General features: G+C 55.7%; 13 protein-coding genes, 1 pseudogene and 1 riboswitch. Of the genes and pseudogenes, 3 read left to right on the plus strand and 11 right to left on the minus strand.

The annotated features are described in order from the left end of the window. Positions 1 to 426: alkaline phosphatase (locus tag I656_RS02850; RefSeq protein WP_020756288.1), on the plus strand; the 426-nt coding region annotated here is incomplete at its 5' end. 129 nt (positions 427 to 555) lie between these two features. Here the strand turns inward: I656_RS02850 and I656_RS02845 are convergent. From I656_RS02845 to modA, 4 genes are all read right to left on the minus strand, one after another. Beyond that, complete coding sequence (locus I656_RS02845; protein ID WP_025038947.1) at positions 556 to 867, minus strand: contact-dependent growth inhibition system immunity protein; 312 nt, start codon at positions 865 to 867, stop codon at positions 556 to 558. An 89-nt stretch (positions 868 to 956) separates the two neighbouring features. Then, positions 957 to 1,307, minus strand: a complete 351-nt coding sequence (crcB, locus tag I656_RS02840) for a fluoride efflux transporter CrcB (RefSeq protein ID WP_033006429.1) — start codon at positions 1,305 to 1,307, stop codon at positions 957 to 959. Continuing rightward, positions 1,307 to 1,696, minus strand: coding sequence for a CrcB family protein (locus I656_RS0116510; RefSeq protein ID WP_033006426.1), 390 nt, complete (start codon positions 1,694 to 1,696; stop codon positions 1,307 to 1,309). The genes crcB and I656_RS0116510 overlap by 1 nt, the downstream gene beginning before the upstream one ends. A 46-nt stretch (positions 1,697 to 1,742) precedes the next feature. Then, positions 1,743 to 1,805, minus strand: a riboswitch (Fluoride riboswitch). Positions 1,806 to 1,955: 150 nt separating this feature from the next. Continuing rightward, positions 1,956 to 2,747 carry a molybdate ABC transporter substrate-binding protein gene (gene modA / locus I656_RS02835; RefSeq protein WP_020756292.1) on the minus strand — a complete coding sequence of 264 codons (792 nt, stop codon included), beginning with the start codon at positions 2,745 to 2,747 and terminating at the stop codon, positions 1,956 to 1,958. 124 nt (positions 2,748 to 2,871) lie between these two features. Between modA and I656_RS02830 the strand changes: the two genes are divergently transcribed. Beyond that, the gene (locus I656_RS02830) at positions 2,872 to 3,795 is read left to right on the plus strand and encodes a helix-turn-helix transcriptional regulator (protein WP_015375574.1); all 924 of its coding nucleotides are present in this window, start codon (positions 2,872 to 2,874) and stop codon (positions 3,793 to 3,795) included. 111 nt (positions 3,796 to 3,906) lie between these two features. Here I656_RS02830 and pheT read toward each other — a convergent pair whose 3' ends face one another. The 5 genes and pseudogenes from pheT to I656_RS02810 all read right to left on the minus strand — a co-directional run bounded on the left by pheT (position 3,907) and on the right by I656_RS02810 (position 9,886). Then, positions 3,907 to 6,321: a phenylalanine--tRNA ligase subunit beta gene (pheT, locus tag I656_RS02825; protein ID WP_020756294.1), complete on the minus strand. Its 2,415-nt coding sequence runs from the start codon at positions 6,319 to 6,321 to the stop codon at positions 3,907 to 3,909. A 21-nt stretch (positions 6,322 to 6,342) separates the two neighbouring features. Beyond that, positions 6,343 to 7,376 (minus strand): annotated as a pseudogene (gene pheS / locus I656_RS0116515) (phenylalanine--tRNA ligase subunit alpha). Between the two features lie 364 nt (positions 7,377 to 7,740). After that, positions 7,741 to 8,493 carry an RNA methyltransferase gene (locus tag I656_RS02820; RefSeq protein ID WP_033006430.1) on the minus strand — a complete coding sequence of 251 codons (753 nt, stop codon included), beginning with the start codon at positions 8,491 to 8,493 and terminating at the stop codon, positions 7,741 to 7,743. Beyond that, positions 8,490 to 9,014, minus strand: a complete 525-nt coding sequence (gene msrA, locus I656_RS02815) for a peptide-methionine (S)-S-oxide reductase MsrA (protein WP_013144533.1) — start codon at positions 9,012 to 9,014, stop codon at positions 8,490 to 8,492. Before msrA ends, I656_RS02820 begins: the two co-directional genes overlap by 4 nt. A 128-nt stretch (positions 9,015 to 9,142) precedes the next feature. After that, entirely contained in the window at positions 9,143 to 9,886 is a 744-nt protein-coding gene (locus I656_RS02810; protein WP_015375578.1) for an HI0074 family nucleotidyltransferase substrate-binding subunit, read from the minus strand. Positions 9,887 to 10,013: 127 nt separating this feature from the next. Here I656_RS02810 and sspI point away from each other — a divergent pair, with 127 nt between their 5' ends. Continuing rightward, positions 10,014 to 10,223: a small acid-soluble spore protein SspI gene (gene sspI / locus I656_RS02805; RefSeq protein WP_015375579.1), complete on the plus strand. Its 210-nt coding sequence runs from the start codon at positions 10,014 to 10,016 to the stop codon at positions 10,221 to 10,223. Positions 10,224 to 10,251: 28 nt separating this feature from the next. Here the strand turns inward: sspI and I656_RS02800 are convergent, their stop codons facing one another. Together I656_RS02800 and I656_RS0116520 are read right to left on the minus strand one after the other, a co-directional pair. Next, a complete protein-coding gene (locus tag I656_RS02800; RefSeq protein WP_015375580.1) occupies positions 10,252 to 11,340 on the minus strand; it encodes a M42 family metallopeptidase in 1,089 nt (362 codons plus the stop codon). Positions 11,341 to 11,432: 92 nt separating this feature from the next. Next, entirely contained in the window at positions 11,433 to 11,918 is a 486-nt protein-coding gene (locus I656_RS0116520) for a dUTP diphosphatase (RefSeq protein WP_025039320.1), read from the minus strand. Between the last annotated feature and the right edge of the window lie 13 nt (positions 11,919 to 11,931).

Here is an 11,931-nt window from a genome sequence, read left to right on the forward strand (position 1 = left end):
TTTTTCCTCGTGGTCGAAGAAGAAGCCATTGATGAAATGAGCCATGAAAACAACGGATCGCTCATGCTTAAAGCGGGCCAGCAGCTTGACGAAGCGGTCGCTGTAGCGAAGCAATACGCCAAGCGCCATCGGGATACGCTCGTCCTCGTGCTCGCCGACCATGAATGCGGCGGCTTGACGATCGAAACGCCGGGCGGCGCCGATGAGTCGGGAGACGGCAAGACGATTTCCGGCGAAGACGGCCCGTTTGCCATCGCTGGTTCTTCGCAAACGTTCGCCCTCGACTGGACGACAACGGGCCACACCGCCGCCGATGTGCCGCTGACCGCCATGGGCCCGGGGGCGGAGCGGTTCACCGGCGTGTACGAGAATACACGCATTCATGATATTCTTGAAGAATTATTGTTTGGAAAAAGCAAAAGATAACGCATCCGTGTTTCGGTCGTTGTCCTTCATCGATCTCCGATTCCCCGCGAACGAATCGTTTGCGGGGAATCGGTTTTGATTCATTGACCTGGATTGCCCAAAGACAAGTGAAAAAATGGTTTTTCATCATCAAAAAGACGTTTCATCAAGAATGCGCAAGACACGCTCAATGAACGCTTCGCCATCCTCGAATTCAATATACCGTAAACGATTATCATGCAAAAAGACTTCAACTTTTTTAAAGGTTTCCTTGTCGGCTTGGGCGACGACTGTTCGCAAATCAACCAACTCTCTCCGCAATGCGTTGACCAAACATTTCGGTTCATAATCGCGAAAATCGCGAATCCGACCATCAAACTCATCATCGATCGATTGGTTATAGTAGCCATCGATAAAGTATCGCAATGTCTTGAATCTCTCTTCCACTCTTGCCCTCGCCATTCTAGTCTCCTCCCCTGGCTCAACAAATCGCAATCTCTTTTCTCCCCCCCCCCCGATCAGAAATCAAGCCCGTTTTTCATTGCCGCTCATCACCGCCCCACGCGATAGCCAAGCCACGCCAGCCACACGCCACACGAATACGTAGCCGCCAAATAAACGACCACCTTCGCCCATTGGCGCTGCTGCATCATTTGCACGCTTTCCCATTTCAACGTCGAAAACGTCGTGAACGCGCCCATGAAGCCGGTGCCGACAAGCAGCTTCGTCGCATCGGCGGCGCCGCTTCCGGCGAGCCAGCCAAGCAAAAAGGACCCAAGCAAGTTGACAATGAGCGTCCCTATGGGAAAACGCGGCGAACGCCGAGCCGCCCAGCGGCTGACGGCATAACGGCAGATGGCGCCAAAAAAACCCCCCATCATCACCAATAGCGGTGCGGTCATCATGCTATTTCCTCCTTTCGCTTTGGATGGGCGGCAACATATCCCGCCCATGCGGCGGCTAGGCCGCCGAACAGGCTGGCGGCGATATACACGGCCGCCATGCCAAAGCGCCCTTGTTCCATCCATTCCACACATTCGACGCTGAGCGTCGAAAACGTCGTATACGAGCCGATGAACCCGGTCGTCGCCGCTGTTTTCAGCCACGGCGGCCAAGACGGGCGGCGGGTGAACACCACCGTAAGCCAGCTGAGCAAAAACGAGCCGGTCCAGTTCACCAAAAGCGTTCCGAGCGGAACCCCTCCCAACCAGGCAGCGGGCACGACAAGACCAACGACATAGCGGACAAGCGCGCCGATCATGCCGGCTGCGCCGACGGCGAGATAGACCAATAACCATCCCTCCTTCGTAAAATAAACAGACTCCTGCCGCTTTTCATTTGCAGCAGGAGTCATCAGCCGGAAGCCGGCGGTTATGGCGAACTCCATCGCCTATAACGTTTTCTTGTTTGTTATTTTACCATATGTCCCCTTCCCATGTGAAGGACAGCAAACAGGCGGCATTTTGCCAAAAAAGAAGGCTGATTGTGCTAGGCTTCTCTAGTTGAGAAAAGACAGGATTCAGCGGTATTTTTACTCGCCCACCAGTCTTCTAGCGGGCGCGGCGAAATCCGTGCTCTTCGAACATTTGCAACGCTGGACCGCTTGTCAAATACGAGTAAAACTGTTGCGCCTCCTTGAGATGTTTGCTCGTCTTGACGACACCAAGCGGATAGACGATCGGGTCGTGCATGCCGCTTGGCACTGCAGCGACGATATTGACGTTCTCCGAGGCGAGCGCGTCCGTCCGGTACACAAATCCGGCGTCGACGTTGCCGGTTTCCACATACGTCAACACTTGGCGAACGTCTTTCGCGTACACGAGCTTCGGTGCCACCTTCTCCCACAGCCCCGCCTTCTCCAATGTTTGTTTCGCGTACATACCGGCCGGCACCGATTCGGGGATGCCGATGGCGATCCGTTTGGCGCGGATGATGTCATCGAGCGACTGAACCGCTCCTTCCCCTTGTTTTGGCGCAATGAGGACGAGTTCGTTCGCCAGCACTGTTTTTTCGTGTTTGGAATCGATCAACCCTTCTGCTTTCAATTTTTCAAACGGCACAGCGGCCGCCGAAAAGAAAAGATCGACCGGCGCCCCTTCGGAAATTTGCTTTTGCAACGCGCCCGACGCACCGAAATTGTATTGGATGCGGATGTTCGGATGCTTTCGTTCAAACGCCGTTTTCGCTTCTTCCAGCGCTTCTTGCAGACTGGCGGCGGCGGAGACGGTGAGCTCCACTTTATCCGCCGGTTTCGTTTGCCCCTTCCCCTCTTTTGAGCCGCTGTCGCAGCCATACAAGCCGAACAGCAAGAGCAATGCGGCAAGCCATGCGATTTTTCGCATCTGTCTCCCCCTTATCTTTTTATATGTAATGATATCTAATTATAAATAATAATAAGTAGTTAGGAAAGAAAAATTTTTCCCCATGCGTTCTTTGCGCTACAATGAAAGAAAGGAGGATGGCATGATGACGGAGCCGCAGTCATACACGATTGAAGAAATCGCTTCCTTATTAAAAGTGTCCAAACTAACGGTGTACGATTTAGTGAAAAAAGGGAAGCTGCCCGCCTTTCGCGTCGGGCGGCAAATGCGGATTACCGCGGATGATCTTCGCCGGTACATCGACGGGCAAAAAGGGGAGACAAGTCCCGTTTCTTCCGCCGTTTCACGGCCGGTCGAAGCCGCCGTTCGCCCCATCATCATCAGCGGCCAAGATGCGGCGCTCGATTTGCTTGGCGTCCATCTGGAAAAAAACGGCCCTTATCAATCGCTCCGCACCTACACGAGCAGCCTCAATGGGCTGATCGCCCTGTATAAAGGGCAATGCGACATCGTCAGCGTGCATTTGTTTGACGGGCAGACAGGCGAGTACAACCGTCCGTATGTGGAAAAGCTGTTGACAGGCCATGCGTACATCATGGTGAACGTCATGCGCCGGCCGATTGGATTTTATGTGTCAAAAGGCAATCCTCGCAGCATTCAAACGTGGCACGACTTAGGAAGGAGCGACGTCGTGATCGTCAATCGGGAGAAAGGGGCCGGGGCGCGCGTCCTGTTAGATGAACAGCTGCGCCTGCATGGATTGTCGCCGTCCGCCATTCGCGGCTATGAACGCGAGGAAACAAGCCATTTGAGCGTCGCCTCCGCGGTGGCGTCAGGTCTCGCCGATGTCGGCATCGGCACGGAAAAGGTGGCGCGAATGGCCGGCGTCGAGTTCATTCCGCTAATGAACGAACAGTATGATGTCGTCATGCTGCGGACGCCGGAGAATGAATCGCTCATCGCTTCCGTGCTCGACGTGCTCCGCTCCGATTCGTTCCGCGCCGAACTCGAAGCGCTCGGCGGGTACGATGTGTCGCAAACCGGGCGCATTATGGCTGAACGCGGCTGACAGGGCATCCGCCTTTGTTGGCATCCTTCGTTTTCTGAATCCGTTTGGAAACGAGCTCTCATCAAAAAAAGCTGTTCCAAAAGCGAATCGCTTTCGGAACAGCTTTTCGTTTTACCCGCGCAGCACGGCGCCAAATTGTTTCTCGACTGCGGCGAGCACCTGCTCGTGGACGGCGGCGACTTCTTCATCCGTGAGCGTCCGCTCCGGATCGTAGTAGCGGAGCGAGAAGGCGAGCGATTTTTTCCCGGCCGGCAGGCGGTCGCCTTTGTAGACGTCAAAGAGGGAGACGTCTTTGACGAGCGGTTTCCCGGCTTCGGCAATCGCCTGCTTCAAGGCGCCGGCTTCGACCATTTCGTCAACGACCAAGGCGATGTCGCGCACGACCGACGGGAAGCGCGGAATCGGCTCGTAGCGGATCGCTTCGCTTTCGGCGTTCAACAGATCGGTCAAGGCGAGCTCGAACACGTACGTTTCTTTTAAATCGTACTCTTTTTGCACGGCCGGATGGAGCTGGCCGACAAAGCCGATCACCTTGCCGTCAAGCGCAATCTCCGCCGTCCGTCCCGGATGCAAATCGGCGCGCTTGGCCGGTTTGTATTCGATGCGGGCGGCAAGTCCAAGCAAGTCAAACAGGCCATCCAAAATCCCTTTGGCAACGTAAAAATCAACGGCCTTTTTCTCGCCTTGCCACAAATGGGCGTGCCATAAGCCGGTGAGAACGCCGGCGAGGCGCTCTTTTTCCGCTGGTTGGACGCCTTCTCCTTTGGACAAGTAGACAGAGCCGATTTCGTACAAGGCGACGTTCTCGACTTGGCGGGCGCGGTTGTAGCTCGCCGCTTCAAGCAGATGCGGAATTAAGCTTTGCCGCAAAACGCTCCGCTCTTCGCTCATCGGCAGCGCCAAGCGGACCAATTCGGCCGTCTCAAGCGCAAAGCGCGCCGCTTTGTCCGGGCTCGTGAGCGAATACGTGATGGCTTGGAACAAGCCCGCCCCTTCCAAATAGCGGCGGACGCGGCGGCGCTTCGCCTGATGCGGCGTGAGTCCGCCCGGCTTCGCCTCCGCCACCGGCAGCGTCGCCGGCAGACGGTCGTAGCCATACAGGCGCGCCACTTCCTCGATGATGTCTTCTTCAATCGCAATGTCGCGCCGACGCGACGGGACATCGATCGTAAACGTTCCGTTGTCTTCTGTGAACGGAAATTGCAAATTCGAAAGAATCACGGCCACTTCCTCTTTCGACATCGCCGTGCCGAGGACACCGTTGATGCGTTCGAGCGTGACCGTCACCGCCACCGGCTCCTCACGCCACACGCTCGCTTCCACGACGCCGCCGACGACCTCGCCGCCGGCGTATTCGGCCATCAGGGCGGCGGCGCGCTCGAGCGCTTCTTTCGTCCGCGCCGGATCGATGCCTTTTTCAAACCGAGTGCTCGCTTCGCTGCGCAGCCCGTGGTCTTTTACCGCCTGGCGGATGACCGGGCTTGTAAAGTACGCCGCTTCAATAAACACGGTTTTCGTGTCATCGTGCACTTCCGAATTCGCCCCGCCCATCACCCCGGCTAAGGCGACCGGCTCGCGGCCGTTCGTGATGACAAGGTGGTCTTCGGTCAGCTTCCGTTCGACATCATCGAGCGTGACAATCGTTTCGCCTGCCTTTGCGCGGCGGACGACAATTTCCTGCGAACCGAGGCGGTCGTAGTCAAACGCATGAAGCGGTTGGCCGTACTCAAGCAAAATGTAGTTCGTAATGTCGACGACGTTGTTGTGCGGGCGAATGCCGGCTGCCATCAAGCGCGCTTGCATCCAAAGCGGCGACGGGCCGATCCGGACGTTTTTCACGATCCGCCCGGCGTACAGCGGGTTGTCTTCCGGCGCCTCGACGCGGACGGAAATGTATTCATGGACATGTTCGCTGTTTTCCTTGACCGCCGCTTTCGGCAGCTTTACTTCACGTCCGAGAATGGCCGCGACTTCATAGGCGACGCCGATCATGCTTAAACAGTCGGCGCGGTTGGGCGTCAAAGACAGTTCGAGCACTTCATCGTGCAAGCCGAGCCATTCCAGTGCATCGGCGCCGACCGGCGCATCGCTTGGAAAGACGAAAATGCCGTCTGCATACTCTTTCGGCACGACTTTCGTTTCGACGCCGAGCTCTTGGAGCGAACAAATCATTCCGTTCGATTCTTCCCCGCGCAGCTTCGCCCGTTTGATTTTGAAATTGCCCGGCAGCACCGCCCCGACTTTGGCGACGGCGACTTTTTGCCCTTTGGCGACGTTCGGGGCGCCGCAAATGATTTGCACCGGCTCGCCTTCGCCAAGGTCAACGAGGCATTTCCGCAGTTTATCCGCGTTCGGGTGCGGCTCGCACTCGAGCACATGGCCGATGACGACGCCGTTCATCCCGCGGTCGAGCGCCTCAACCCGCTCGACTTCAATGCCGCTTTTCGTGATGCGATCAGCGAGTTCCGCGGCGGTGACCCCCGTCAAATCGACGTACTCGCTCAGCCAACGGTAAGACACGAGCATGGAAAACCCCTCCTTTTTCTGTTACACACGCAAAAATTGCCGCAAGAAACGTAGATCGTTTTGATAGAAATGACGGATGTCGTCAATGCCGTACTTCAGCATCGCGATCCGCTCCGGCCCCATGCCGAACGCAAAGCCGGTGTACGTTTTCGAATCAAAGCCGGCCATCTCAAGCACGTTCGGATGCACCATGCCGGCGCCTAAAATTTCGATCCAGCCGGTGCCTTTGCAGACGCCGCAGCCCCGCCCTTCGCATCGGAAGCAGGACACATCGACTTCGACCGACGGCTCGGTGAACGGGAAAAAGCTCGGCCGGAAGCGGATGTCGCGCCCTTCCCCGAACAGCTTGCGGGCAAATTCGCGCAGCGTCCCTTTCAAATCGCTCATCCGGATGTTCCGATCCACAACCAATCCTTCAATTTGCGTAAACTGGTGCGAATGCGTCGCATCGTCCGTATCGCGGCGGTACACTTTGCCCGGACAAATAATTTTCACCGGGCCGCGCCCGCGGTGTTTTTCCATCGTCCGCGCCTGCATCGGCGATGTGTGGGTGCGAAGCAAAATCTCCTCCGTGATGTAAAACGAATCTTGCATATCGCGGGCCGGGTGCCTTTCGGCAAATTGAGCGCCTCAAAGTTGTAATAGTCGGTCTCGACTTCCGGCCCTTCGGCGACCGTATAGCCCATGCCGATAAACAAATCTTCAATTTCTTCAATGACGCGCGTCAGCGGATGGGGATTGCCAAGACTCACAGGTCGTCCCGGCAGCGTCACATCGATCGCTTCGGCGGCCAGCTTCCGCTCGACTTCCTCCTGTTCCAGTTTCGCTTGTTTCGCCTCGAGCGCCTGCTGAATCGCCGCTCTCACTTCATTGGCCAGCGCGCCGAGTTTCGGGCGCTCTTCCGGCGGCAATGCCCCCATGCCGCGCAGCACTTCGGTGATCGGCCCTTTTTTGCCCAAGTAAGCGACGCGCACGTCATTCAGTGCTTTGACGTCTTTCGCCTCATCGATTCGGCGAAGCGCTTCTTGCTTCAGCTCGTACAGCCGTTCTTTCACTTGAGTCCCTCCTCTATCCAAAATAAAAAACCCGCCCCCCCGGTAAGGACGAGTTGTTGCTCGCGGTACCACCCTTGTTAACAGCCGAAATGCGCTGTTCGCTTCATTGCGATAACGGCCGAAAGCCGGAACACCTTTACATCCCCTTTTGGGATGGTCCCGGTGTCAACTCGGGAGGTGAACTTCACTTGCGTCAGCCATAAAAACGCTCCCAGTCTCCGGCGTTTTCTCCCTGGATGGCGAGCAGCAAGCTACTTTTCTCCGTCATCGTTGTTGTCCGTATGGGAAATTGTCGCTATTCATTATACGCAAATGAGTGGGCAAAGGCAAGGTCAGGCCGAAATTTCTTTGCGCAGCTCATCGTTTACCGCACCGCCTGCAAGGAATAAAGCAAAATTCCGGCCGCGACGGCGACATTCAGCGACTCGGCTTGGCCGTAAATCGGGATGTACACGTTCTCTGTCGTTAGGCGCAGCAGGTCGGGTCGGACGCCGCTTCCTTCATTGCCGACGAGCAAGGCGAAGGAAGACGAAGGCGGAACGGTGCGGTAATCGACGGCATTCTCCAAGGCCGTTCCGTACACCGGAATGCCCTGCTCCTTGAAACGCGCGATCCATTGCACCAAATCGCCTTTGACAACCGGAAGATGAAACAGCGACCCTTGCGTCGCCCGCACGACTTTCGGATTGTACACATCGGCGCACCCTTCGCCAAGGATGACAGCATCGATCCCGGCGGCATCGGCGGTGCGAATCATCGTCCCGAGATTGCCCGGGTCTTGCACGGCGTCAATGAGCAAGGCGGTCTTCACACCTTCAAGCTCGGCTGGCAACTTTCGGCACACCGCGGCGATGCCTTGCGGCGTCTCCGTGCTGCTGATCGCCTTCATCACCGCTTCGGTCACGATCACAACCGGGACGCTGACGTCCCAGCCGGGCGGGATGGCTGTCCGCTCGTCCACCATCAGCTCAACAAGCGGCGCGTTGCTTTTTACAGCCTCTTCGACAAGATGAAACCCTTCAAGCAAAAACAATCCGGTCTCATCGCGCCCTTTTTTGGTCAGCAGCTTTTTCCATTGTTTGACGCGCGCATTTTTCGGCGATTCGATCCGCTTCACCGTTTCGTCCCCCAATGTTTGGCGATAAACTCGTCGCGCCCGGACGCGGCGCGGTCTTGTTTGTAATGCTCCGGATTTTTCTTATGGTAGTTTTGATGATACTCTTCCGCCGGGTAAAACGTCGTCGCCGGCAAAATTTTCGTTACAATCGGCTTCGAGAAGCGCCCGCTTTCCTCGAGCGCCCGCTTTGACTGCTCGGCGAGCTGGCGCTGTTTTTCGTTATGGTAAAAAATCGCCGTCCGGTATTGCGGCCCGCGGTCGTGAAACTGGCCGCCGTCATCGGTCGGGTCGATTTGACACCAATACAGCTCCAACAGCCGCTCATACGGAAAGACGTCCGGGTCAAACGTGATTTGCACCGCTTCGTAATGGCCGGTCGTGCCGGTTTTCACTTGCTCGTATGTTGGGTTTTCGACATGCCCGCCCGTATAGCCGGAGACGATGCCGTAAATGCCGTCAAGCTCCTCAAACGGCGTCACCATGCACCAAAAGCAGCCGCCGGCGAATGTCGCTTTTTCCATTGTGTCGTCACCTCATTCGTCAAGTTTCTTCATTTGATTATAACAAAATGTGTGCCGTTGTCATCTTTCACGACCAAAGCCAAGTTCCTTCACAAAGCCAGGCTCGTTCCGTTCCGCACGCCGGCCGCTCATGTCACTGAGTCAAGCTGTCGTTTCATTTCGTCAAGCAAACGGTCAAACAGCGGGATATAGTGTGTACGGATGCGTTCGTAAATGTCCATCGCCGTTTCTTCGTCATACGTATGGGACGTCCGGTTGCGGTCTTCGAGCATGCGAAGCCATGTCTCTCCGTCTTGAATCAACCCTTCCCGAAACGCCTCGCGAATCGTTTTCCTCGGACTCGTCACTTCAGCGTATCCCTGATGCTCCAAATAAAGTTTCATCCATTTCCATGCTAGTTCGTACGTGAATTCAAAGCGTTGAATGGTCGCATCAACAACAAGGTCATCCGTTTGAGCGTCTCTTGCGGCACTTTGCCGGAGTTTGGAGAGCGCCCGTTCGAAATCGTAAAATCGATCCATCAGCCGGCTCATGGTGACCATCACCTTCCCGTGCTCGTTCGTTTGAAAAATCGTCTTTCCTTCTTGGTCAATATTCATTTTTAGCTGTTCGTTGTGAATTTGATTGTAATCAACAACATCGATCGGATAAATGATCGGAAGTTCATCCAAGTCCGATTGCAGGAGGTACAGCGGGCCTCCCGGTTTTCGAAATTGGATCGCCAAATCGATATCCGATCCTTCCTTGTAATCGCCTCGTGCTCTTGAGCCGAACAAAATGACTTTTTCAATGACATCAGCATAACGGGAAAATAGATGGAGCAGTTGGCGAAATACCGTTCGTTCCAATCCATAGAGCGGTTTCTCGTCCATCGTCGCCATCACTCATTTCGGTCTAGTTTTTCCTCTATTATACCATATACGAGAGCCGCTCCATGTATAAATCCGCCGCCATTGGCAAACGATAACGGTGTACAATACGGCCAATGAGGTGAGACAAATGGATTTGAACTTGCGGAAAGCCATTATGCACAACGTCGCCAACAACTCGAAAGAACAGCTCGAGAATACAATCGAGGACGCGATCCAGCGTGGCGAGGAAAAATATTTGCCCGGCCTCGGCGTCCTCTTTGAAGCCATTTGGACGCACGCCAATGAACAGCAAAAAGACATGATGCTCACCACGCTCGAGCAGGCGGTTAAACAATGACGAACACCGGCCGAATTGGCCGGTGTTTTTATTCGTCAAACGTCAGTTGTTTCACTTTGTCGGCGTCAAGCCGTTTGATCACTTCGACAAGCAGCTTGACCGTGTTCTCGTAGTCGTCGCGATGCAAAATGGCGGCGTGCGAGTGGATGTAGCGCGTCGGGATGGCGATCGTGAGCGACGGAACGCCGCTGCCCGTTAAATGAATCGCTCCCGCATCCGTACCGCCGCCCGGCATGGCATCAAAATGGTACGGAATGTTCAGCTCTTCCGCCACTTCGATGACGAATTCGCGCAAGCCGCGGTGCGACACCATCGTCGCGTCGTACAGGACGATGTGCGGGCCGGCGCCGAGTTTGCCCATCGCTTCTTTTTCCGACACGCCCGGTGTATCGCCGGCAATGCCGACATCCACCGCAAAGGCGATATCCGGCTGAATGAATTGGGCGGCCGTGCGCGCGCCGCGCAAGCCGACTTCTTCCTGCACCGTGCCGACGCCGTATACCGTGTTTGGATGGTCGACGCCTTTCAGCTGCTTGAGCACATCGATGGCGACCGCACAGCCGATCCGGTTGTCCCATGCTTTCGCGAGCAGCATTTTTTCATTGTTCAATACCGTAAATTCAAAATACGGCACGATCATATCGCCCGGGCGGACGCCCCACTCCATCGCTTCCTCGCGGCTTGTCGCGCCGATGTCGATGAACATATCTTTGATTTCCACCGGTTTTTTGCGCGCCTCCGGCGGCAGAATGTGCGGCGGCTTCGAACCGATGACGCCGGTGATGTCGCCTTTTTTCGTCACGATCGTCACGCGCTGGGCGAGCATTACTTGGCTCCACCATCCGCCAAGCGTTTGGAAGCGGATGAATCCTTTGTCGTCGATTTGCGTCACCATAAAGCCGACTTCATCCAAATGGCCGGCGATCATCACTTTCGGCCCGCCCGATTTCCCTTCTTTTTTGGCGATCAAGCTGCCGAGGCCATCCGTTGTCACTTCATCCGCATACGGAGCTATGTATGTCTTCATCACATCGCGCGCTTCCCGCTCATTGCCCGGGACGCCTTTCGCATCGGTCAGCGCTTTCAGCATCGTCAACGTTTCGTCCAACTTCGCCATCTTGGCACCCCTTTCCGGTTTTGTCCACTTTTTTATTATACTTGAAAAGGCTGACGATTGGCAAAATGAATCATTCGCCACCCGAAAAAAGATCAGTAGCGCTCGTTTTGCCGCTTGTGGTTCACTTCATTTTTCCGCCGATACGCCGCCTCGATGTCGTCGGAAGAAAAACCGAGCGCCACGCCAAGCCGCCAATACTCCGCAAACAGCGCATCATATTCCCCTCGCGCTCTCGTCTCCCCGAACCGCTCGGCGGCGCGAAAGATGGCCAAAAACTGCTCAACAAGCGGCCGCTCGACAGCCGGAAGCTCCCGGCTTTCATAAAACAGCCCGCAATCCAGCCCGAGCGACAGCAAAAAATGCAAACCGTCGACATATTCCTCCAGCACCCGTTCCGCCGGCGCCGACGGTTTCACGCTCCAAAATTTAAAACAGCGCGTCTCATTGGCCAGCTCCCCAAGTTCGACGAGAAACGCAAGCATTTTCCGATTGAACAAGTCCTCATGCATAAGGCCGTGCTCTGTTTCAATCCGCTCATCCAACATGCGCTGCATATCGTAAAGCAAAGGCCAATTCATCCTATTTCGCGCA

It is taken from the genome of Geobacillus sp. WSUCF1, assembly GCF_000422025.1.
Classification (GTDB): domain Bacteria; phylum Bacillota; class Bacilli; order Bacillales; family Anoxybacillaceae; genus Geobacillus; species Geobacillus zalihae.